Below are 22,693 nucleotides of genomic sequence, written 5' to 3' on the forward strand. Positions count from 1 at the left end.
AGGGGAGCAGTGCGCGTGTTGCCACCAGACCTGCCGCCCCAGGAGCGGCTCACGGTCCTGCATGTGTCCCGGTCGGTCGACGGCGGGCTCGCCCATGTCGTCGCCGGCCTGGTGCGGTCGCAGGTGGCGGCCGGGCTGCGGGTGGTGGTGGCCGCGCCGCCCGGCGGCACCCTGCACGCGGCGGCCGCCACCGCGGGTGCCGAGGTGGTGCTGTGGCCGGCCGGCGCCTTCGGGGCGGCGCTGTCCGGGGCCCGGCGGCTGGCCCGACTGGTCCGGCGCACCGGCCCGCACCTCGTCCACGTACACGGCGCACGGGCCGGGGCCGCCGCCCGGTTGGCGGTGCGCGGGCGGATCCCGACCGTGTACCAGCCGCACTGCTGGCCGTTCGAGGCGGCCGGCGCGCTGACCGTGCGGGCCGGGGAGGCCCGGGAGCGGCGGGTGGTGCGCTGCACCGACCGGGTGCTGTGCGCGAGCGAGGCCCAACGGGCACGCGGGACGGCCGCCCGGTTGGCGGGCCGGTGGGTGGTGATCACCAACGGCGTGGACCTGCGGCGGTTCTCCCCCGGGGACGACGACGCCCGGCAGGAACTGCGCGACTCCCTGCCCGCGCTGTGCGACGCCGTGCCGGCCGGGGCGCCGCTGGTGGTGTGCGTGGCGCGACTGTGCTCGCAGAAGGGCCAGTCGACGCTGTTGCGGGCCTGGCCCAAGGTGGTCGCGGCGGTGCCGGGCGCCCATCTGGTGCTGGTCGGCGACGGGCCGGACCGGGTGGCCTTGGAGCGGAGCGCGCCGCCCGGGGTGGTCTTCGCCGGCGCCGCCGAGACCACCGTCGGCTGGTACCGGGCCGCGGACCTGGTGGTGTTGCCGTCCCGTTGGGAGGGGACGGCGCTGGCCCCGTTGGAGGCGATGGCGTGCGGCCGGCCCGTGGTGCTGAGCGACGTCGGCGGGGCCCGGGAGTGCCTGCCGCCGGACGCCGTCGACGCCTGCCTGGTGCCGCCCGGCGACCCGGCCGCGCTGGCCGGGGCCCTGACCGCCCTGCTCACCGATCCCGAACGACGAAGCGCGCTCGGCGAGCGGCTGCGGGACCACGTACGGATGGCCCACGATGCCCAGCGGACGGCGGGCGCGGTGCTGAACGTCTACCGGGAGCTGCTCGCCGTGCCGCCCGTCCTGACCGCGGCGCGGGCCGGGCGATGACGGCCGGGCGCGCGCACACTCCCCCGGCCCGCGCCGGGCGGGACCCCAGGCCGCCGGCCGGGGCGCTGCCGCGGCCCGCCGCGCCGGTCCGTACGGGCCGGGGCGCGGCGCCCGCCCCGGTGTCCGCGGCGCGGGGCGGGCGAGCCGTGCCGCGGCGCGCCGTCCCCGTCCTGCTGGCCGCGGCCGATGCGCTGGCCGCCGCGGGCGCGGTCCTCCTCGTGGGCGCGGATCCGGCGCTGCTCGCCGGGCTGGTGCCGGTCCTGCTGCTGCTCACCGCGCGGGCCGGGCTCCACCGCCCCGGCCCGGCCCCGGCCGCGTTGGAGGAGTTGGCGCCGCTGCTCGGGCGGGCCGCGGCCGGCTGGTGCGCGGTGGCCGCGGCGCTGGCCGCGCTGCAACCGGGGCGGGCGCTGGGCCCGATGGCGCTGCCCGCCGGGGTGGTCCTCCAGGCGGTGCTGGCGGCCGCCGGGCGGGCCGTGGTGTACCGGGCGCGGCGCGCCGCCGCCCGGCGCCGGCCGCGGTCGACGCTGCTGGTCGGCCCGGAGCCGACCGCCAGGCAACTGGCCGCGGCCCTGGTGGCGCACCCGGAATACGGACTGCGCCCGGTGGGCGTGGTGCCCACCGGGCCGGCCGCGCCCGACGGGACCGGGGCGGGCGCCACGGTGCCCCTGCTCCGCTCGTCCGAGGCGCTGACCCGCGCGGTCATCCGGCACACCGTCCGCGACGCGGTGTTCCTCCTGCCGCCGGAGAGCGACCCGTACACCGCGGCGCTGCTGCACCGGTTCCTGCGGCAGGGCGCGGCCGTCTGGCTGGCCGGGGCCGCCGCGGGCCACGACGGGCAGCCGCCGGCGCCCGGCACCGGGCACCTGTGGGGGTTCGCCTGCCGGCCGCTGCGCACCGGCCGGGGCCGGCCCGGCGGCCCGGCCAAACGGGCCCTGGACCTCGTCCTGGCTTCCGCGGCGCTGCTGTTGACGGCGCCGCTGCTGGCCACCTGCGCGCTGGCGGTCCGGCTGGCGGACGGGCCCGGGGTGCTGTGCCGGCAGGACCGGGCCGGCCGGGACGGGCGCCGCTTCGCCCTGCTGCGGCTGCGCACCGCGCGCCCCGGGGCCCGGCCCGGCCGCCTCGGCCGGTGGTTGCGCGCCACCTCGTTGGACGGGCTGCCGCAGCTGTTCAACGTGCTGCGCGGCGAGCTGAGCCTGGTCGGTCCGCGCCCCGAACGCCCCTCGCGCGCCGCCGAGTTGGTCCGCCGCCACCCCGACCGGGCCACCGCGATGCCGCCCGGCCTCACCGGCCTGGCGCAGGTGCACGGGTTGCGCGAGGGCGCCAGCGCCGAGGACCGGGCGCGGTTCGACGCCCGCTACGCCGACGGCTGGTCGCCGGGCGCGGACCTGCGGATCCTGCTGCGGGCGACGGCCCGGCGGCTGCTCCGCAGGGAGGGCCGATGACCGCGGGCGCGCCGGCCCGCCCCGCGCCCGCCGGCCGCCGCCCCCGCCCGCCACACCGCCGTCCGTTGCCCCCCGACGCGGCCGATCCGGCCGCCGACCAGGCCACCCCGGCCGCTACCCCTGGAGGGATCCGGTGAAAGTCCTGCACGTCATCACCGGCCTCGAAGTGGGCGGCGCGGCGCAGCAGTTGCGGCTGCTGCTGCGCCGGCTGCCCGCCCACTGCGAGGTCGTCACCCTGACCGCCCCCGGCCCGCTCGCCGAGGCCATCGAGGCGGACGGCACCCCCGTCACCCACCTCGACATGACCGGCCACCGCGACCTGTCCGCACTCCCCCGCCTGGCCGGCCTGATCCGCGCCAGCGGCCCCGACCTCGTCCACACCCACCTCTACCGGGCCTGCGTCTACGGTCGGATCGCCGCCCGGCTGGCCGGCGTCCGCGCCGTGGTCGCCACCGAACACTCGCTGGGCGACGCGGTCATCGAGGGCCGGCGGCTGACCCGCGGCGTCCGCACCCTGTACCGGGCCACCGAGCGCCTGGGCTCGGCCACCGTCGCGGTCTCCGACACCGTCGCCGCCCGGCTGCGCCGCTGGGGCGTCCCCGAGTCGCGGCTCCACGTGGTGCCCAACGGCATCGAGGCGCACCGCTTCGCCCACGACCCCGCCGCCCGGGACGCGGTCCGAGCCCGACTCGGCCTGCCGCCCGACGCGTTCGTGGTCGGCGGCGCCGGCCGTCTGGTCCCCGGCAAACGGTTCGACGTGCTGGTCCGGGCGGTCACCCAACTCCCCGGCGTACACCTGATGTTGGCCGGCGACGGGCCGGAGCGGGAGATGCTGGGGCGGATGGCCGGGCAGTTCGGGTCCGGCGACCGGATCCACCTGCTCGGCGCCCGCGGTGGCGCGGACGGGCCGGCGGCCGGCGACGGGCCGGACATCCCCGGCCTGCTGTCGGCCATCGACGTCTTCGTCTCGCCGTCCCCGGACGAGGCGTTCGGGCTGGCGGCCCTGGAGGCCCTGGCGTCCGGGCTGCCCGTCCTCTACGGCAGTTGCCCGGCCGTCGACGACCTGCCCGCCGACCAGGCCCCCGGCGCCCGCCGGGTCAGCCCCGGCGTGCACGAACTGGCCACCGCGCTGCGGGAGTTGCGGCGCGACGGCGCGGACCGGCTGCCGGTGCCGCCGGTGGTGCGGCGGTACGACATCGACCGCAGCGCCCAGGAGCTGATGGCCGTCTACGACCGGGCGCTCGCCGCGACCCGTCGGTCCCGCCCGGCGGCCGATCACCCCGCCCCGCCCGCCGGACCCCCGGCCCAGGGCCTGCCCCCGGGCGTCTCGTTGCCCGATCCGTCCCCCGCGCCGGAGCCCGACGGACACTCGCTCTCGAAGCGCTGACGGCGAGGCGGTCGGAGCACAGAACGGTGGAGGGGCGGCCCGAGCCGCCCCTCCACCGTTCTGTGCGTCGCCTCACTGGCAGCGGTCGACCGCCTCGATCGTGCGGGCCGCCTCGCCCAACGCCGCCCGCAGCACCACCGGGTCGGTGGCGTCGGCGTACGCCCCCTCCGGCGGCACCAGCCAGCCGGTGCCCTTCACCGGGGGCTCCGCCACGGCCCCGTCGTCCGGCCCGCCGAAGCGGACCCCGCGTCCCGACGTCTGCGTACAGGCGCTGCCCGGCACGTCCCAGCCGTCGGCCGTCCCCGGCGGGACCAGGAAGCCGAGGGTGTCGCAGGCGCCGTCGTGCAGGACCGGGCCGACGCCGTCCCGCAGCCGCAGGATGTCCACCGCCTCCAGCCCCTGCCGGGTCGGCACCGTGACCAGGTCACAGGGCCGGGCGGCGCTCCCCACGGTCGCGCCGCACCCCTCGCGGTCCGCGACCCGTCCCGCGGACCCGCTGCCGCCCCTGCCGACGCCGGTCTCCCACACGGAGAACCCCTCCTCCTGCACGCGCCACACCCTTTACACCGTCTCCAACGGGAAAACGCGTCAACGGCTACGGCGGCGGAACGCTGCAAAGGATGGCGCTTCATGGCAGATCACGGGTGAGATATTCCGGTTTGTCGCCAAACCCAGGGTGGTGGACCCATCACAGCGGGTACGGTCGTCCCCGCCGCACCGCCAGGACGCGGCGAGGCCACGATGGCACAACAGGGCACGGAGAGGTCCGCCATGGCGTCGCAAGCTCCACGTTCAGCGTCGTCCCGCACCGCCCCCGCCCGCCCGAACACCGCCTTCAGGCAGTTGCGCGGCCGACTGTCGCCCGGCGAGTTCGCGGCGGCGGTCCGCCGGTCCGCCCGTGAGATCGGCGAACGGGTCTCGTGCGACGCCCGCTACGTGGGCCGCGTCGAGTCCGGGGAGATCCGGTGCCCGAACTACGCCTACGAGCGGGTGTTCCGGCACATGTTCCCGGGGCTGACGCTCCCCGACATGGGGTTCGCGCCGCGGGAGACGGTCCGCGGACGGGGGGCGCGGACGGGGGCCGCCACGCCCCTGGCAACCGACCACCGCGATACCCGTATCCAGAACTCCGAGGAGAGCGACGTGCTACGTCGCGCGTTCATCACCGGCGGCCCGGCGGCCGCCCTGGGCCTGGCCGGCCTCTGCCCGACCGGCCCCGACGACTTGGCCGGCGCCGCGACCGTGCCCGGACCCCGCACCGCCCCCGGCACCCAGGCCGGCGCCGCCGAGGCCACCGCCGTCGAGGAGGCCGTCCGCAAGATCCGGCTGCTCGACGACCGGCACGGCGCCGACGGCCTCTACCAGCGCGCCGTCCAACCGCTGCGCGCCGCCTACGAACTGCTCGACGCCGGCATCCAACGCCGCTCCGTCTACGACCGGTTGCACGCCGGGGCCGGCGAACTGGCCATCTCCGTGGGCTGGTTGGCGCACGACTCCGGCCGCCTCGACGACGCCCGCTCGCACTACGCGGAGGCGCTGTCCACCGCCCGGGTCTGCGGCGACGCCGCCCTGGAGGCGCACGCGTTCTGCAACACCGCCTTCCTGGCCCGCGACGCCGGCCGGCCGCGCGAGGCGGTGCGGGCCGCACAGGCCGCCCAACAGGCCGCCAAGCGGCTCGGATCACCCCGGCTGCGGTCGCTGCTGGCGCTGCGCGAGGCCGGCGGCTGGGCGGGGCTGGGCGACCGCACCGGCTGCGAGCAGACCCTGGTCCGGGCCGAGCGACTGTTCGCGACCGGGCCCGGCGAGCGCGACCCGGAGTGGATGAGCTTCTACGGGGAGGCCGAACTGGCGGGCCTCACGGCGCAGTGCTGGTCGGCGCTGGGCGAGAAGGGGCGCGCGGCGGAGCACGCGCGGCGGGCGGTGGCGCTCCAAGACCCCCATTTCACCCGGAACATCGCCCTGTTCACCGCCGAACTGGCCGGCAACCTCGCGGCCGGCGGCCTCGCCGAGGAGTCCGCCACGGCCGCCCTACGGGTCCTCACCCTGCTGACCCAGGTCCGCTCGGCCCGCATCCGGGCCATACTGAACGGCACCGCCCGGGTGCTCGGCCCGTACCGCGACCACGGCCCGGTCGCCGACTTCCTGGAGCGGTACGCGACGACACCGGTGGGGCGCGCCAGGGCCTAGCGCGCCCCGCCGCCTCACTCCAGGTGGCCGGTCTCGTTCCAACTCTCCACGGCCGGCTCGCCGTACGCCCAGCCCAGCACCGACAGGGACGTCGGCGCCAGGCGGAGCCGGGCCGCGAACGAGACGTCCAGTCCCAGCCAACGCGCCCCCAGGACGCGCAGGATGTGGCCGTGCGCGAAGACCAGCACGTCACGGTCGGCCGAGCGCGCCCAGGACACCACCTCGTCCGCGCGCGCGGCGACCTCGGCGAGCGTCTCGCCCTCGGGCACCCCGTCCCGCCAGATCAGCCAGCCCGGCCGCCCGGCCTTGATCTGCGCCGGCGTCAGCCCCTCGTACGCGCCGTAGTCGACCTCCAGCAGCGCGTCCCACTCCTGGGCCCGCGCGCCGAAACCGGCCAGTTCGCAGGTCTCCTTGGCGCGCACCAGGGGGCTGGTGCGGACCTCGACGTCCGGCAGGCCGTCCCAGGGGGCGCGGTGCAGCCGCTCGCCCAGGAGCTTGGCGCCCTGCCGCCCCTCGTCGAGCAGCGGGATGTCGGTCCGTCCGGTGTGCCGGCCGGAGACGGACCACTCCGTCTGCCCGTGCCTGGCCAGGAGAATGCGCGGTGCCATGGGTCGTACCTCTCGCCGGGTTCCCGGCTTGTCGTCGTGGGTCGCTGGGCGCGGGCGGCGCTGACCGCGGCCCTCCATCATCGCGCACCTGGCCGAAACCCGACCCGCGCTCCCTGGGGAGCGGCCCGGAGGCGGCCGTCGCGGCGGAGCCGGTTCCGGTGTGGCGGGCGCCAGGTGCCACACTTCGGCGGGTGAACGTTTCCCGCGAAAGCCGACCCGCGGCGGCCCCACCGGGGGCCCCGTCCTCAGGCGGCGCGGCGGCAGCCGCTCCAGTGGAGCCGGTGCTTGCACCGGGTGGCCCAGGGGAGCCGATGCGAGGGCACCCGGCGCCCGTTCCGAGCCTGCGCCAGCGCCTGACCGAACTGCGCGGCCCCGGCGTGCGCCCCCGGCCGCTGGACGCCCGCGCGCTCGCCGCGCTCGCCGCCAACCCCGGCTGCCGGCGCCGGGCCCTGCTGGACGGCGCGGGCGTCGACAAGGCCGGCCTGGCCCGCGCGCTGGGCGCCCCCGCGGCCTACGGCCAGTCCCAGTTCGCGCTGGTCCGCGGCAACTCCTTCGAGGCGCGGGTGAAGGCCGACGGCGGCGCGGAGCTGCTGCGGCTGGTCTGCGAGCGGCTGGCTCCGGGCGCCGCTCTCCCGGAGGACGACGCGGTGGCCCGCCCCGACCTGTCCGCGTCCGGGCCCGAGGGCCGGGCGGCGCGCACCGCCCTGGCGCTGCGCGAGACCACCGCGGCCGGCGGCTGGGCGCTGCTGGACCACCCGCTGCTGGCCATGGAGGTCGCCGGCTCCCCCGCCTACCTGGAGCCGGACGCCGTGGTGGTGCATCCGGACGGCACCTGGACCGTCGTCGAGATCAAGTCATTCCCGATGATCGACGGGGCCGCGGACGCCGCCAAGGTCGGCGCCGCCGCCCGGCAGTCGGCCGTCTACGTCCTCGCCCTGGAGGCGGTGGCGGAGCGCGTCGCGGCGCACACCGGCCGCCCCGCCCGCGTCCGCGACCGGGTGCTGCTGGTCTGCCCCAAGGACTTCTCCAACCTCCCCACCGCCGCCCCCGTCGACGTCCGCAAGCAACTGGCCACCACCCGCCGCCAGTTGGCCCGCCTCACCCGCGTCGAGGAGATCGCCGCCGCGCCCCCGGAGGGCACCACCTTCGACCTCGGGCTCGCCGACGACGGCCGGACCGCGACCCGTCCGGCGCCCGAGCTGACCGAGGCGGTGGAGGCGGTCTCCGCCGCCTACGCCCCCGAATGCCTGGCCGCCTGCGAACTCGCCTTCCACTGCCGCAAGCGCTCCCGTCAGGACGGCTCCGTCGAGTCCCTGGGGCGTGGCGCCCGCGGCGAGTTGGGCGGGCTGCGCACCATCGAGGAGGCACTGGCGGCCGCCGCCGGCGCCCCGGGCCCCGACCCCGACGACCCGGCCGTGCGGGCCCTGCGCACCGCCGCCGCCCTGCGCGCCGAGGCCCTGGCCGCCCCGAGGGCGCACACCGCGCCCCAGGAGGAGACGGACGCATGTCGCTGATCGAGACGCTGGCCCGGATGGAGGCGGTGGCCGCCGGCCGCGCCCAGCCGCTCGCCACGGTCCGCCACCGCCACCTCTCCGCCCGCCCGTTGGTCCTCGTCCCGTTGACCACCGCCGGTGAGGCCGGCGCTCCCCTGGGCGCCCTGGTCGGCACCGACTGGGAGAAGCCGCTGCTGCTGACCGTCCCCCAACCCCGCGACCGCGACCTGCGGTTCGCCTTCCTCGCCGACCTGGCCGAGGCGGTGCTGCCCTACGTGGACGGCTTCGCCGACGACGTCGAGTTCGAGGAGCGCAAGGAGACCGACGCCGAGACCGGCAAGAAGGTCCCCGTACAGGTCGAACTGTGCACGGACGCGCCCCAGTTGATCGTGCCCAGCGGGGCCGGCATCGACTACGTCCGCCTCCTGGGCCGCTCGATGCGGTTCCGGCGGACGACCGAACAGGACCCGGAGACCCCCTACCCCGCCCCGCCCCATGTCCCGTTGCTCGGCCGCTGGTTCACCCACCTCGGCGAGCGGGCCCGGGTACCGGGCTCCTGCCTCCTCCTGGCCATGACCGACCTGCTGACCCGCCACTGGGCGACCGGCCAGAGCGTCCTGGAGGACCAGCACCTGGGCGCGCTGCTCGCCTGGATCGCCCCGCCGCCCGGCGTACCGGCCCAACGGGCGGCCGAGTTCGCCGAGGCGGCCCGCGACGCGGACGGTCAACTGCGCTGCCCGCCCGCCGGCCCCGCCACCGACCCGGCGTTCGACAACCGGCTGCTGGCGCCCGCCATGGCCCGTTACGACGCCCGAACCCCCGGCGCCGAAGAGGACCTCCGCGCCCTCGTCGAGAGCCAGCTCCGCCCCACCTGGGACGCCGTCTGGCAGGGCCTGGACCTGCTCCGCACCCTCCCCGAGGGCACCCGGGCCCCCGACCGCTGGAAGCGCGACCGCTGGTCCTACACCGCCCACCGCGACCGCATCCGCGCCGGCGAGCCGCCGCAGCCCACCCGGGACGACGCGGTCACCGCCGCCCGGAAGCTGGCCTCCCGGGAAGCCGCCCAGGCCCAACTGGACGCCCAGGAAGCCCTGGACGACCCCTTGGTGATGGCCGCCCGCCGGCTGGCCGGCGAGGCGCTCCAGGGCACCGTCACCGCCGTCGAGACGGCGTTCTCCGAGGGCAAGCGGCCGATGCCGCGCCCCCTGGTGACGCTGCACACCGGCGACCGCCCCCAACTGGCGGACGGCACCAGGCTGTACCGCCCGCTCCCCGACGGCCGCGCCCAGACCGCCGAGTTCGTCGCCTACGCCGCCGACGCCGAGGACGCGCCGGTCATCCGGCTCACCGGCGGCATGGGCCGCGGCCGCACCCCCGAGGCGGGCACCGTCCCCGACCCCGGCGACACCCTGTGCTGGACGCTCTTCGAACACGCCCCGCGCGGCGGCCCCGGCCTCCCGGAGCCGGAGGACACCCCCTGGACGCACGGCGGCCCCCCGCCCACCCCGGAGGACACGCCCCCCACCACCGACCCGGTCACCCCAGAGGACTTCCTCTGACCCACCGGCCCCACCAACCACCCACCAACCGACTCCTCGGGAGCGCCCCGGCATGACGCCCCCTCCGCCCCTGCCCGCCCCGCCGCCGACCGACCCCGCCGCGGCGGCGGCCGCGGCGACCGACGCGATCCTCCACGACACCCTGCACAGCACCCGCCGCGGCGTCGTCGTCGACTCCCCGCCGGGCGCCGGGAAGTCCACCCTCGTCGTCCGCGCCGCCCGCGAACTGGCCGCCGCCGGCCGCCGGTTGATGATCGTCGCGCAGACCAACGCCCAGGTCGACGACCTCGTCCTGCGCCTCGCCGCGAAGGACCCCGACCTCCCCGTGGGCCGGCTCCACTCCAGCGAGCCCGGCGCCCACGACCCCGCCCTCGCCGAACTCCCCGCCGTCCGCACCTCCGCCAAGATCGCCGACCTGGTCACCCAGGACGTGGTCGTCTCCACCGCCGCCAAGTGGGCCTACACCAAGGTCGAGGAGCCCTGGCGGCACGCCATCGTCGACGAGGCGTACCAGATGCGGTCCGACGCGCTGCTGAGCGTCGCCGGCCTCTTCGAACGGGCCCTGTTCGTCGGCGACCCGGGCCAGCTCGACCCGTTCAGCGTCGTCGGCGCCGACCAGTGGGCCGGCCTCTCCTACGACCCCTCCGCCAGCGCGGTCGCCACGCTCCTGGCCCACAACCCGGACCTGCCGCAGCACCGCCTCCCCGTCTCCTGGCGCCTACCGGCCACCGCCGCGCCCCTGGTCTCCAGCGCCTTCTACCCCTACACCCCGTTCCGCAGCGGCACCGGGCCCGACGACCGGCACCTGGCCTTCGGCGTCCCCGGCGACGGCTCGCCCGTCGACCGCGTCCTGGACGAGGCCGCCGAGTCCGGCTGGGGCCTCCTGGAGCTCCCCGCCCGGCACACCCCGCGCACCGACCCGGAGGCGGTCCGCGCCCTCGCCCTGGTCGTCCGCCGCCTCCTGGACCGTGGCGGCGCCGCCACCAGCGAGCAGTCCGACGCGCCCGCGCCGCTGACCGCCGCCCGGATCGCGGTCGGCACCGCCCACCGCGACCAGGCCGCCGCGGTCCGCGCCGCCCTCACCGACCTCGGCGTGACCGGCGTCACCGTCGACACCGCCAACCGCCTCCAGGGCCGCGAGTTCGACGTCACCGTCGTCCTCCACCCGCTCTCCGGCCGCCCCGACGCAACCGCCTTCCACCTGGAGACCGGCCGCCTCTGCGTGCTCGCCTCCCGCCACCGCCACGCCTGCATCGTCGTCTGCCGCGCCGGCGTGGCCGACCTCCTCGACGAACACCCCGCCACGGAACCCGTCCAACTGGGCGTCACCGTCAAGTTCCCCGACGGCTGGGAAGCCAACCACGCCGTCCTGGCCCACCTCGCGGAACACCGAGTCCCCCTGCGCCCGTAAGTCCACCGGAAAGCCCCCACGACACCCACCGACGACCAGCAGCCCGCCGGGCCCACCACTGGAGGGCCGACAACAACGCCCGCCAACGGCCAGCGGACGGCCGGACCGGTCCCGCCGGCGGAGAGCCGGCGACGGCGCGGGCCGGAGGGGCCGTCCCGGGGTGCGCCCGCAGGATCCGAAGCGAAGCCCCGGGCATTCCTCAACTGACCGACCAGAGGCGCCCGCACCGCGGGGGCACCTACCGGCCGAAGGCTGGGGGAGTGCCCCGGGACAGCCCCTCCGGCCCCACCCACGACGAGAAGCCGAAAGGCGCAAGCCCCCACGACGGGAAGCCAACGACCAGCAACGCCCCCCAACCCACCTCCCGCCGCCACGGCGACCAGCCCAAAACCACCAGGGCCCGGCGGAAGAGCCAACCCACCCCCACGCGGGAAGCCGGCCCCCTTGCGCGAGGCGCGACAATGGATTGCGGCAGACAACCACGGAGGTAGGTACATGTCCGAGCCGCAGCCGGCTCCCGATCCACGCGGTACGGCACCCGCCCCCCGCCGCATGAGGCCCGCGCAGCTCCTGTTCGAGCCGCCCGAGGCCACCACCGACCCCGAGCACTTCTTCGGGCTGGAGTCGCTGGAGGACCCCGGCGCCCTGCTCGGCCGGGCGACCGAGCTGACGCTCGCCTTCCGCGCCGCGGCCGACCGCGCCACGGAGTTCCAGGCGATCGCCGCCGCCCAGCTCACCGACCCCGGCCGCTTCGACCGGCTGCCACTGGCGGCGGTCGCCGAACGGGCCGACTGGACCGAGGACTACGCGCAGAAGATGGTCGAGTTCGGCCACAGCCTGCTGCGCAGCGGCGGCACCCTCCCGCCCGACCGCGACTGAGCCGCGACCGCCCCCGCCTCATGCCCACGCCCACGCCCACGCCCACGCCCACGCCTCAAGATCATGAGCCGTTGGCATATGCGGGAAGGGGAAGATACTCCCCGGCCCGCCGAGCTGTCCCGGTTTCCGGCAATCAGGCATGGGGGGTCGCGGGAATCGGTAGACCTGTCCCATGAGCGACTGGCTGCCTGAGACTCCCCGGAACCTCGCCTTCCCCACCACGGCGTACGTGACGCTCGCCGGGGCCGACTGGCTCGCCTCCGCCAGCCCGCACCCCGAGGGCATGCACATGCTGTGGGCGGAGCGGCCGACCGCGCCGAGCGTGCTGCCGTGCGGGGTGGCCTTCGACGTGATCGACGCCCCCGCGCTCTTCGGGCGACGCATGGTGGACCGCCTGTGGTCGGCCGGCCCCGGGTCGGGCCCGGTGGCCGCGCACCGGGCCCGGATCCTGCTGTTCGCGGCCCCCGGCACCGCCCACCGGCTGCCCGCGCTGCTGGCGTGGGAGGAGTGGGGCAGTGCCGTTCCGCCGCTGCTGTGCCACGGCGGCGGGGACGCGGTGACGGTGCCGCCGCTGCACCCCCGCCCCCGTAAGGCCGCCCGCGGGGACGACGGGGATCCCGGGGAGCCCGCGGCCGCCGGATCGCGCTGGCTGGTGGCGCCGGACGTCCGCGAGCCCTGGCTGCCGGGGCCGGACGTCCTGCTGTGGGCCTGCGTACGGGCCGCCCGTAGCGCGCTCGGCGCGGACCGGGAGACCGCCCGCCCGCACCGCGAACCCGCTGCTCAGGGCGCGGATGCCGCGCTCGCGGGCGGCTGAGCGGAAGCGATTTTTGCCCTCCCCGGCCAGGATGCTAATGTTTTCCCCGTCAGCAGGCGCCGCTAGCTCAGTTGGTTAGAGCAGCTGACTCTTAATCAGCGGGTCCGGGGTTCGAGTCCCTGGCGGCGCACAGACAGTCGAAGGCCCCCACTCCGGTGGGGGCCTTCGGCGTATCCGGACGCCGTCGTGGCCGAGGAGGGACGCGGCCGGGACGTCAGGGAGTGCTGCGCGTGACCTTGACCGCCCATTCACCGGTGCCGGTCCGGCCCTCCACCTGGATGCGCACGCCGTCCTCGCGGTCGTTCATGCTCTCCCCGACGCCGAGCGGGGCGTCGGCGAGCGGCGGGTTGACCGAGGTGCCCCAGCAGGCGGAGGTGCCGGGGTGGCCGTCGAGCACCTTCACCGGTCCCGAACCGGAGGCCGTGGAGCTGCTGACGCGGTAGACGAGGACGCCCTCGGTGCAGAGGGTGCGGTCGTTGCCCTCGGCGCCGCGGGCCTCCATGGCCAGGGCACTGTCCGGGCCGGTGCGGACGACGAGGAGGCGGGGGCGGCGGTGTTCGCCGGGGGCCTCGGGGGCGGAGAGGGTGCGCAGGGTGTGCATCCGGGGGCGGTCGGGGTTGACGCAGTCGACCTGGCCGTCGGTGATCCAGCCCAGGCGCCACTTGTGCCAGGCGAACGGCTCGGGGGCCAGGCCGAATTGGCTGCCCATGAGGTCCCAGTCGCCCACGTGGGTGTCCCAGTCGCCGCGGCCGTTCTCCGGGCGGTGGTAGAGGTCGGGGAGGTCGAAGACGTGGCCGGTCTCGTGGGCGAGGACGTTGCGGTCGGGCGGGCTGTGCTCGAAGACGGTGACGAAGCGGCGGAGTTCGACGCCGTCGGCGTGCATCGGCTGGTCGAGGTTGACGACCTTGGTGGCGTCCGAGTCGACGCCGGGGGCGTTGGGGTCGGCGACGAGGTAGATGAGGTCGTAGCGGCTGAAGTCGACGGTGGGGTTGGCGGCGGCGACCGCCTCGCGGAGGTAGGTGGTCCGGCGCCCGGAGTCCCAGTCCCGCTGTATGCCGTACCAGGTGGAGGGGCGGGGCATGCGGACCCAGCGGTTCTGGACGTGGGCACGGAGGTGGAACCTGCCGTAGGAGGCGCGTTCGAAGAAGCGGGAGGTGGCCGGGAAGTAGTCGCCGGAGAGTTGCTGGGGACTGGTGGCGGGCTTCGCGTCCGGGAAGGACAGGAAGATCATCACCGCGTGGAGGGTGTGGTCCGGGCGGGGGTAGGCGGAGTTCCAGCTGTCGACGCCCTCGGAGTGGTGGGCGTCGGTGCGTCCCAACGCGCAGGAGAGGGCCGCCTCGGAGGCGGTGGCGGGGCCGGTCACGATGGAGGTGGCGATCAGCGCGCTCAGGGAAGTGGCCACGGCTGCGACGCGCCGCATGCGTCGGCGGTCCACCCCGTGGGGTGTCTGGGCGCGCGGCACGTGGACCTCCAGGGACGGATTCGGGACACCCATCTACCCTGAGGTGATTTCATGCTCTTCGTCCTGATATGGCAGCCCATATGGGTGACGAGCGCGCCACCCTTGCTCCGTAACGGAAAGTCACAAGCGACTAAAGGGGCAATCGGGATGAACAGAGCCGGGCAGAATTGGCTGAACTTCCGTCATGCGTGCGGATGGTCACGGCTTCGTCGCTGGATCGGCCCTCGGGCCAGCCTCTATGATCGCCACACTTTCCAGGGCGAGGTCCCCCCTCCGTCACGAGACAAGCGCCATGCGGGAGCGAGCAGTGAGCGGACACCCCGACAGCACGGGCCGCACGCCCGGAGCGACACTGCCCTCGGTGACGGACCGTGAGGGTGCGACCAAAGAATCGGATGCCCGGCCCGCTCACCGGGGCGCCGTCGACGCCTCGGCGCGCTGCGACGGCACCGCCGCCTCGCTCGGCGACTACCGCGCCGCCTTCCACGCCGCGAGCCTCCCGATGGCGGTCCTCAACCGCGACGGGCTGGTGCTCGCGGCCAACCCCGCGCTGGGCGAGCTGGTCGGCACCGACCCGGACGACCTGGTGGCGGCCACCGCCGCGGACCTCGCCGACCTGGGGGCCGATCCGCGGGTGTGGACGGCCTACCGCGAGGTGCTGTGCGGGCGCAGCGACCGGCTGCGCTGTACCCGGCGGCTGAAACGGTCCGACGGGACGTCGGTGTGGGTGGAGGTGACCGTCGAGCCGGTCACCGAGGGGCCGTTGGGCGGCGAGGAGCGGGTCCTGCTGTCGGCCGCGGACATCAGCGACCGGCACGATCTGCTGGCCCGATTGCGGCACTTGCAGATGCACGACCCGGTGACCCGGCTGCCCAATCGCGCGCTGTTCTTCGAGCGGCTCTCGGCGGCGCTGGAGACGGCGGCCTTCGACCGGGCGGGCACCGGCCGGATCGGGCTGTGTTACCTGGACCTGGACGGCTTCAAGGCGGTCAACGACACCCTGGGGCACCGGGTCGGCGACCGGCTGCTGGGCGCGGTGGCCCAGCGGCTGACGCGCTGTGCGGAGCACGCCACGGAGCGCGGGTCGGGCCGTGGTGGGCATCTGGTGGCCCGGTTGGGCGGCGACGAGTTCGCGTTGCTGGTGGAGGACTCCACCGGCACCGACCAGGTGGCGGAGCTGGCGCAGTCGGTGTTGGACGCGCTCCAGCGGCCGTTCGACCTGGCGGGGCAGCGGCTGTCGGTGTCGGCGAGCATCGGTGTCGTGGAGCGGGCGGCCAGCGGCACGACGGCGACGGGGCTGATGCAGGCCGCGGACACCACGCTGTACTGGGCCAAGGAGGACGGCAAGGCCCGTTGGACGCTCTTCGACCCGGAGCGCAATGCCCACCGGATGACCCGGCAGGCGCTGTCCAGCACGCTGCGGCCGGCGGTGGACCGCGGGGAGTTCACGCTGGAGTACCAGCCGCTGGTGGGGCTGGGGGACGGCCGCGCGGAGGGCGTGGAGGCGCTGGTGCGGTGGCGGCACCCGCAGTTCGGGGTGTTGTCGCCGAATCGGTTCATCGCGCTGGCCGAGGAGAACGGCGCGATCGTCGAGCTGGGGCGCTGGGTGCTCTCGCGGGCCTGCTATCAGGCGCGGGCCTGGCAGTTGGCGCATCCCGGGGACCAACCGCTGTTCGTCAGCGTGAACGTGGCGGTGCGTCAGGTGTGGGACTCGGACCTGGTCGCGGACGTGGCCGGAATCCTGGCGGAGACCGGGCTGCCGCCGCGGCTGCTGCAACTGGAGCTGACCGAGTCGGCGGTGATGGGGTCGGCGGGCCGGCCGTTGCAGGCGCTGCAGGCGCTGAGCGACATGGGCGTGCGGATCGCCATCGACGACTTCGGCACCGGCTACTCCAACCTCGCCTACCTCAGCCGACTCCCGGTGTCCGCGCTGAAGTTGGACGGGTCGTTCGTGCACGGCTTCCGCTCGCAGGAACATCCCAATCCGGCCGACGAGATGATCGTGGAGGCGCTGGTCGCGCTGGCGCACCGGCTGGGGCTGACGGTGACCGCGGAGTGCGTGGAGAGCGCCGAGCAGGCCGAGCGGCTGCGCCGGATCGGCTGCGACACCGGGCAGGGCTGGCTGTACTCCCGGCCGGTGGCCCCGGACCGGGTGGAGGCGCTGTTGGACGCGGGGCGCGCGTGCGGTTGAGCCGTCGCGCGCCCCGCGTCGTGCGTCAGCCCTGCGGGAGCCCGTAGGCGTCGGCTATGAGCTCGTAGGAGCGGCGGCGGGCCTCGCCGGTGTGGGCGTTGGCGGTGATCATCAACTCGTCGGCGCCGGTGCGCTTGGCGAGGTCGTCGAGGCCCTGGCGGACGGCGTCGGGGGTGCCGTGGAGGACGTTGCCGAGCCAGCCGTCGACGAAGTCCCGCTCCACGTCGCTGAACCGGTGGGCGGCGGCCTCCTCGGGGGTGGGGACGAGGCCGGGGCGGCCGGTGCGCAGCCGGAGCATGGCGAGCGCGCCGGTGCGGACCTGGCGGTCGGCCTCCCGCTCGTCCTCGGCGGCCAGCGCGGAGACGCCGATCAGGGCGTAGGGCTCGGCGAGCACCGCGGAGGGGCGGAACGAGGAGCGGTAGAGGTCCAGCGCCGGGAGGGTGTTGGCCGCGGAGAAGTGGTGGGCGAAGGCGAACGGCAGGCCGAGCGTGCCGGCCAGTTGAGCGCTGAAGCCGGAGGAGCCGAGCAGCCACAGGGGCGGGCGGTGCGGGGACTGGACGCCGCCGGGCGCGGTGGCCTGGACGGGGCCGGGGACGGCGTGGATCCGGGCGTAGGGGTGGCCGGCGGGGAAGTCGTCGTCGAGGAAGCGGGTCAACTCCGCGAGCTGCTGCGGGAATTCGTCGGCGCCCTCATGGAGCCGCTCGGTGCGACGGAGGGCGGCGGCGGTGGCGCCGTCCGTCCCGGGGGCGCGGCCGAGGCCCAGGTCGATGCGGCCGGGGGCCATCGCCTCCAGGGTGCCGAACTGTTCGGCGATGACCAGGGGGGCGTGGTTGGGCAGCATCACGCCGCCGGAGCCGAGCCGGATGCGGTCGGTGTGGGCGGCGAGATGGGCCAGCAGCACCGCGGGCGAGGAGGAGGCGACGCCGGGCATGGAGTGGTGCTCGGCGACCCAGTAGCGGTGGAAGCCGCGGCGCTCGGCGGTGCGGGCCAGCTCGACGGAGGTGCGGACGGCGTCGGTCGCGGTGTTGCCGGCGCCGACCGTCACCAGGTCGAGCACGGAGAGGGGGACGGGTGCGGTGCCCGGGGCGGTGGCCCGGATCCCGTCGCCCCCGGGACGGCCGTTGCTGCCCGGGGTCTGCTGCTCTTCGCCGCTCACGGTGCGGGTCCTCCTCGCGTCGCGCGTTTCGCCGTCGGTGGCTTGCGAGGAGGGTAACCGGAGAAGTTCTCCGGTTATTCCCGGGGCGAGGGGCGGTTTCCGGCCATGACGCGGCTCCCGGTCGTGGCCGGGAGCCGCGGGGGCGCGGGCGGGCGCGCCGGGCCGTCAGGTGCCGGCCGGGCGGGAGAACAGCGCGCCCAGCTCCGGGCAGGCCAGCGGGCGGTCGAGCAGCCGCAGGCCCTCCCAGACCGTCACCTGATTGGCGGTGAGCACCGGTTTGCCGAGCGCGGCTTCGAGGGCGGGCAGATGGGCGGCGGTGTGCAGGGCGGTGTCCGGCAGCAGGACGGCCTCCGCGTCGGGGTGGTCGCCGGCGCGGGCCAGCGCGAGCACGTCCGCCCGCTCCCAGGTGCCGACCTCAGCGGCGGTGATGATGCCGCTGCCGCGGGTGGCGACGACCTCGATGCCGCCGGCCTTCAAGAACGCGTGGAAGCACTCGGCGACATCGGTCGGGTACGTGGCGGCGATCGCCACCCGCCGGACGCTGAGGGCCGCCACGGCGTGTGCGAAGGCGAAGGAGGTGCTGGAGGCCGGCAGCCCGGCCCGCGCCGACAGCTCCCGCACCTGCTGCTGGGCGCCCTCCCGGCCGTAGACGAAACTGGCGCTGGTGCAGGCCCAGACGACGGCCTCGGCACCGCGCTCGCGCAGCGCGTCCACGCCGGCCGCGAGGCGGGTCGCGGAACCCATCTCCAGTAGGGCGTCGACGCGGTGGGCGTCCTCGCCGATGTCGGTGTGGACGAGCGGCAGGTGGACCACGCCGCCCAGGAGCGCTTCGATCCGGGGGTAGTCGTCCTCGGCGGAGTGGCCGGGGTAGAGGAAGCCGACCGATGCCATGCAGTTCTCCCTTACGGGTGGGGGCGAGCGGCGTGCGGTGGTACGGGGTGCGCGGCGGACCGGGCGTCAGACCGGGAACTGGCCCGGGTCCTCGGGGAGGTACGGGGGCGGTTCGGGGCCGTCGCCGGGCTCCGCGTCGGGCGGGGCCGGCGGTCCCGCGAAGGCGGCCTCGGGGGTCGGTCCGGGGCTGCTCCGCGGCGGGGGTTGGTTGCCGGTCATGGCGGCCGGGCCGCTGCGCGCCACCGGGTCGAGCAGCGCCTGGTACGGGCCGACGGCCTCGGCGCCGATGGTGCGCAGCGCCGCCCACATCGTCACCTGATTGGCGGACAGCACCGGCATCCGCAGCTCGGCCTCCAACTGGGGGATGACGTCGTAGGTGGGCAGGTTGGTGCAGCTGATGAACAGGGCGTCGGCGGCACCGATGACGGCGGCCCGGGCCATGTCGACGACGTCGCGGTAGGGGACCTTCCAGATGTGCCGGGTGAGCCCCAGATAGGCGCGGCCGGTGACGGTGACACCCGCCTCGCCGAGGAACTCCTCCAGGGAGTCGGTGACCGATTTGGTGTACGGGGTGACGACGGCGATGCGTCGGGCGCCGATCTCGTGGAGCGCTTCGATCGCGGCGCCCGAGGTGGTGAGGGCGGGGACCTCCCCGGCCTGCGTTATGGCCGCGCACATCGCGCGTTCGCCCGCCAGGCCGCCGACGAAGCTGCCGGACGTACAGGCGTACGCGATGACCTGCGGCGATACGGCGCACAGGGCCTGGACGGCGGCGTCCAGGGTCTCGTGCTCGCTCACCAGGCGGGCCAGGTCGAGGCTGACCTCGACCGGTACGAAGGGGGTTCGGGTGAGGTGCAGGGACACATCGTCGGGTACCCAGCGCCACAGTTCGCGGTCGAGGGCGAAGTCGAAGGGGGCGACGACGCCCACGCCGAGCTGCGGCTGCGGGCCACCCAGAAAGGAGACGTCCATAAGGGCCCCTAGAAGGCACGAAGGGCTATGTGGCACGGCCAGTGGCCGGAGAGGTTGTGCAACACACCGGGCAAGCCGGGGACGTCGGGACAGAGCCGTTGTTGACACGGTAGATACGACTTCTTAGCGTGGTCAATCCTCGCATCTCAGGCATCTGTCGGCGCCCTGTTCTGTAATACGGGGCACTCGTTTCAGAACGGTTTCTGGCCTATGTCCGAAAGCACCGGCAGCACCGAGCACACTGTCCTCGTCCTGGGCTCCGATCCCCTGCCCCAACTGGATCGGCTCGCCGGCCGGGCCGAGGTCGTCTTCGCCGACGAGAAGACCCTGGCCGGCCTACTTCCCACCGCCGATGTGCTGTTGGCCTGGGACTTCACCTCCGATGCGATCCGGGAAAGCTGGCCGGAACGCGGCCCCCGGCCGGCGTGGGTGCACACCGCGAGCGCCGGCGTGGACCGCCTGCTGTGCCCGGCGCTGGTCGCCGACGACACCGTCGTCACCAACGCCCGCGGGGTCTTCGAGCAGCCGATCGCCGAGTACGTCGCGGGGCTGGTGATCGCCATGGCCAAGGACTTCTACGGGAGTTGGGAGCTCCAGCGGCAGCGGCGGTGGCAGCACCGCGAGACGCTGCGGCTGGCCGGGACCCGCGCGGTGGTGGTGGGTTCCGGGCCGATCGGCCGGGCCATCGGCACCACTTTGCTGGCACTGGGTGTCGTGGTGGATCTGGTCGGCCGCCGGGAGCGGACCGACGAGGCGTTCGGCCGGGTGCACGGGGCCGGGGCGCTGAACGGGCTGCTGCCGCAGGCGGATTGGGTGGTCTGCGCGGCGCCGCTGACCGAGGAGACCCGGGGGATGTTCGGGGCCGAGGCGTTCGCGCTGATGCCGCGCCGGGCCCGGTTCGTCAACGTCGCGCGGGGGCCGCTGGTCGTCGAGGAGGCACTGGTCGCGGCGTTGCGCCAGTGGCGGATCGCGGCGGCGGCGCTGGACGTCTTCGAGGCCGAGCCGCTGGACGCGGACAGCCCGCTGTGGGACGTGCCGCACCTGATCGTCTCCCCCCACATGAGCGGCGACACCCTGGGCTGGCGGGACGTGCTCGCCGAGCAGTTCCAGGACAACTTCGACCGGTGGGCGGCCGGGGAGCCGCTGCTGAACGTGGTCGACAAACACCTCGGGTACGTACCGGTGCAGTGACCGCGCGGGCCGTGGCGGGCCCGGCCCGCGCGGTCCGTGCCCCGCCCGCCGTCCCGCCCGGGGCGGCCGACGCTCGGAGGACGCATGACCAACGGACCGACCCGCCTCACCGACCTCACCGCGACCCGGCTGACGGCCGGCTACGCCGCCGGCGAGTTCTCCCCGGTCGAGGTGGTCGAGGCGGTGCTGCAGCGCGCCGAGGCCGCGCAGGCCAGCGTCAACGCCTTCACCCGGATCGACGCCGAGCAGGCGCTGGCGCAGGCGGCGGCCTCGGCGGAGCGCTGGCGGCGCGGGGCGCCGGACGGGCCGGTGGACGGGGTGCCGGTCACCGTCAAGGACCTGCTGCTGACCCGGGGGGTGCCGACGCTGCGCGGGTCGCGGACGGTGCGGGCCGACGGCGCGACGTGGGACGAGGACGCGCCGGCGGTGGCCCGGCTGCGGGAGTCCGGGGCGGTGTTCGTCGGCAAGACCACCACGCCGGAGTTCGGCTGGAAGGGCGTCACCGACTCCCCGCGGCACGGGGTGACGGGCAATCCCTACGATCCGGCGCGCACCTCGGGCGGTTCCAGTGGGGGCAGCGCGGCGGCGGTGGCGTCGGGGGCGGGGCCGTTGAGCCTGGGCACGGACGGCGGGGGGTCGGTGCGGATCCCGGCGTCGTTCTGCGGGATCTTCGGGCTGAAGGCGACCTACGGGCGGGTGCCGGCGTATCCGGCGAGCCCGTTCGGGACGCTGGCGCACGTGGGGCCGATGACGCGGGACGCGGCGGACGCGGCGCTGTTGATGGACGTGATCTGCGCCCCCGATTGGCGGGACTGGTCGCAGTTGGCGCCTCTGGACGGGTCGTTCAGGCAGGCGTTGGCCGGGGGCGTGGTCGGGCTGCGGGTGGCGTACAGCCCGTCGCTGGGTTGGGACGTGCCGGTGGCGCCGGAGGTGGCGGCGGCGGTGCGGCGGACGGTGGACGCGCTGGCCGGACTCGGCGCGGCCGTCGAGGAGATCGACCCGGGGGTGGCGGACCCGGTGGAGGCGTTCCACACGCTGTGGTTCAGCGGCGCGGCCCGGCTGGTGCAGCCGCTCCCGGAGGCCGAGCGGGAGCTGCTGGACCCGGGGTTGCGGGAGATCTGCGCGCAGGGCGCCCGGTACGGCGCGCTGGACTACCTGGCGGCGGTGGACGTGCGGATGGCGCTGGGGCGGGCGATGGGGCGGTTCCACAGCGTCTACGACCTGCTGGTGACGCCGACCGAGCCGATCACCGCGTTCGCCGGCGGCCTGGAAGTGCCGCCCGGTTCCGGCCACGCGCGGTGGACGGGGTGGACGCCGTTCACCTATCCGTTCAACCTCACCCAGCAGCCCGCCGCGACCGTGCCCTGTGGGGTGGACGGCGACGGGCTGCCGATCGGGGTGCAGTTGGTGGGGGCGCGGCACGCGGACGCGCTGGTGCTGCGCGCCGCGCACGCGCTGTACGAGGCGGGGGCCGCGGGGATCCCGGGGCCGCCGGTTCCGTAGGGGCGTTCGTCCAGGACGGTCCGTGGGGGTTCCGTGGGGCCGTTCCGTAGGGGGCGGTCGAACGGATGCCGTAGGGGGTGGCTGGGCCCCCTGCGGGGCCTCAACGCGGCGGGGGCGGTGGGTATTTCGGGCGGCCGCCGCCCCATGGCCACCCCCACGGTGGGCGCGGTGGGCGCTCCCGGTAGCCGCCCCAGTGGGCGGGCCGGCTAGGGCGCTTCTGACGGATCTCCGTGGAGGAAGGAGCGGCGTCTGGTGCGCGCGATCGCAAGGCGCCGGGATGTCTTCATAGCGGAGCTATGGGGACATTTCGGCAACGCCGCAGGGGGTCCCCCCGCGCCCTTAAGGCGTGGGGG

General features: G+C 75.8%; 18 protein-coding genes and 1 tRNA gene. 13 read left to right on the plus strand and 6 right to left on the minus strand.

The features are described from left to right. Positions 1-15 precede the first annotated feature (15 nt). The 3 genes from ACIQU6_RS18250 (at position 16) to ACIQU6_RS18260 (ending at position 4,023) form a co-directional block, all read left to right on the plus strand. Positions 16-1,194, plus strand: coding sequence for a glycosyltransferase family 4 protein (locus ACIQU6_RS18250; protein ID WP_403482634.1), 1,179 nt, complete (start codon positions 16-18; stop codon positions 1,192-1,194). Beyond that, on the plus strand, positions 1,191-2,636 hold the full coding sequence (locus tag ACIQU6_RS18255; RefSeq protein ID WP_403482635.1) for a sugar transferase: 1,446 nt from the start codon (positions 1,191-1,193) through the stop codon (positions 2,634-2,636). Before ACIQU6_RS18250 ends, ACIQU6_RS18255 begins: the two co-directional genes overlap by 4 nt. Positions 2,637-2,769: 133 nt before the next feature. Continuing rightward, positions 2,770-4,023: a glycosyltransferase gene (locus tag ACIQU6_RS18260; RefSeq protein ID WP_403482636.1), complete on the plus strand. Its 1,254-nt coding sequence runs from the start codon at positions 2,770-2,772 to the stop codon at positions 4,021-4,023. 72 nt (positions 4,024-4,095) lie between these two features. Here ACIQU6_RS18260 and ACIQU6_RS18265 read toward each other — a convergent pair whose 3' ends face one another. After that, positions 4,096-4,581 carry a hypothetical protein gene (locus tag ACIQU6_RS18265; RefSeq protein ID WP_403482637.1) on the minus strand — a complete coding sequence of 162 codons (486 nt, stop codon included), beginning with the start codon at positions 4,579-4,581 and terminating at the stop codon, positions 4,096-4,098. 213 nt (positions 4,582-4,794) lie between these two features. On the opposite strand from ACIQU6_RS18265, the gene ACIQU6_RS18270 reads away from it, so the two are divergent. Further along, entirely contained in the window at positions 4,795-6,210 is a 1,416-nt protein-coding gene (locus ACIQU6_RS18270; protein WP_403482638.1) for a tetratricopeptide repeat protein, read from the plus strand. Between the two features lie 14 nt (positions 6,211-6,224). Here ACIQU6_RS18270 and ACIQU6_RS18275 read toward each other — a convergent pair whose 3' ends face one another. Further along, complete coding sequence (locus ACIQU6_RS18275; RefSeq protein ID WP_274915572.1) at positions 6,225-6,818, minus strand: histidine phosphatase family protein; 594 nt, start codon at positions 6,816-6,818, stop codon at positions 6,225-6,227. Positions 6,819-7,129: 311 nt separating this feature from the next. On the opposite strand from ACIQU6_RS18275, the gene ACIQU6_RS18280 reads away from it, so the two are divergent. The 6 genes from ACIQU6_RS18280 (at position 7,130) to ACIQU6_RS18305 (ending at position 13,104) form a co-directional block, all read left to right on the plus strand. Continuing rightward, on the plus strand, positions 7,130-8,332 hold the full coding sequence (locus ACIQU6_RS18280) for a hypothetical protein (protein ID WP_403482639.1): 1,203 nt from the start codon (positions 7,130-7,132) through the stop codon (positions 8,330-8,332). Continuing rightward, complete coding sequence (locus ACIQU6_RS18285) at positions 8,323-9,870, plus strand: hypothetical protein (protein ID WP_403482640.1); 1,548 nt, start codon at positions 8,323-8,325, stop codon at positions 9,868-9,870. Before ACIQU6_RS18280 ends, ACIQU6_RS18285 begins: the two co-directional genes overlap by 10 nt. A 52-nt stretch (positions 9,871-9,922) precedes the next feature. Then, on the plus strand, positions 9,923-11,281 hold the full coding sequence (locus ACIQU6_RS18290) for an AAA domain-containing protein (RefSeq protein ID WP_403482641.1): 1,359 nt from the start codon (positions 9,923-9,925) through the stop codon (positions 11,279-11,281). 495 nt (positions 11,282-11,776) lie between these two features. Continuing rightward, positions 11,777-12,160 carry a hypothetical protein gene (locus ACIQU6_RS18295; protein WP_403482642.1) on the plus strand — a complete coding sequence of 128 codons (384 nt, stop codon included), beginning with the start codon at positions 11,777-11,779 and terminating at the stop codon, positions 12,158-12,160. 172 nt (positions 12,161-12,332) lie between these two features. Further along, a complete protein-coding gene (locus tag ACIQU6_RS18300) occupies positions 12,333-12,974 on the plus strand; it encodes a bifunctional DNA primase/polymerase (protein WP_403482643.1) in 642 nt (213 codons plus the stop codon). 56 nt (positions 12,975-13,030) lie between these two features. After that, positions 13,031-13,104, plus strand: a tRNA-Lys gene (locus ACIQU6_RS18305). 84 nt (positions 13,105-13,188) lie between these two features. Here the strand turns inward: ACIQU6_RS18305 and ACIQU6_RS18310 are convergent. Beyond that, positions 13,189-14,394, minus strand: a complete 1,206-nt coding sequence (locus ACIQU6_RS18310; RefSeq protein WP_403482644.1) for a M6 family metalloprotease domain-containing protein — start codon at positions 14,392-14,394, stop codon at positions 13,189-13,191. A gap of 403 nt (positions 14,395-14,797) precedes the next feature. Here ACIQU6_RS18310 and ACIQU6_RS18315 point away from each other — a divergent pair, with 403 nt between their 5' ends. Next, a complete protein-coding gene (locus ACIQU6_RS18315) occupies positions 14,798-16,627 on the plus strand; it encodes a putative bifunctional diguanylate cyclase/phosphodiesterase (RefSeq protein ID WP_403482645.1) in 1,830 nt (609 codons plus the stop codon). A gap of 25 nt (positions 16,628-16,652) precedes the next feature. Here ACIQU6_RS18315 and ACIQU6_RS18320 read toward each other — a convergent pair whose 3' ends face one another. The 3 genes from ACIQU6_RS18320 to ACIQU6_RS18330 all read right to left on the minus strand — a co-directional run bounded on the left by ACIQU6_RS18320 (position 16,653) and on the right by ACIQU6_RS18330 (position 19,646). Further along, positions 16,653-17,783: an LLM class flavin-dependent oxidoreductase gene (locus ACIQU6_RS18320; RefSeq protein ID WP_403482646.1), complete on the minus strand. Its 1,131-nt coding sequence runs from the start codon at positions 17,781-17,783 to the stop codon at positions 16,653-16,655. A gap of 165 nt (positions 17,784-17,948) precedes the next feature. After that, positions 17,949-18,674 carry a decarboxylase gene (locus tag ACIQU6_RS18325; protein ID WP_403482647.1) on the minus strand — a complete coding sequence of 242 codons (726 nt, stop codon included), beginning with the start codon at positions 18,672-18,674 and terminating at the stop codon, positions 17,949-17,951. A 66-nt stretch (positions 18,675-18,740) separates the two neighbouring features. After that, positions 18,741-19,646: a decarboxylase gene (locus tag ACIQU6_RS18330; RefSeq protein WP_403482648.1), complete on the minus strand. Its 906-nt coding sequence runs from the start codon at positions 19,644-19,646 to the stop codon at positions 18,741-18,743. A gap of 210 nt (positions 19,647-19,856) precedes the next feature. On the opposite strand from ACIQU6_RS18330, the gene ACIQU6_RS18335 reads away from it, so the two are divergent. Together ACIQU6_RS18335 and ACIQU6_RS18340 are read left to right on the plus strand one after the other, a co-directional pair. Next, the gene (locus tag ACIQU6_RS18335) at positions 19,857-20,837 is read left to right on the plus strand and encodes a D-2-hydroxyacid dehydrogenase (RefSeq protein WP_403482649.1); all 981 of its coding nucleotides are present in this window, start codon (positions 19,857-19,859) and stop codon (positions 20,835-20,837) included. 84 nt (positions 20,838-20,921) lie between these two features. Beyond that, on the plus strand, positions 20,922-22,340 hold the full coding sequence (locus ACIQU6_RS18340) for an amidase (protein ID WP_403482650.1): 1,419 nt from the start codon (positions 20,922-20,924) through the stop codon (positions 22,338-22,340). The last annotated feature ends 353 nt before the right edge of the window (positions 22,341-22,693 follow it).

The organism is Streptomyces sp. NPDC090442 (assembly GCF_044769405.1).
In the GTDB taxonomy this organism is placed as follows: domain Bacteria; phylum Actinomycetota; class Actinomycetes; order Streptomycetales; family Streptomycetaceae; genus Streptomyces.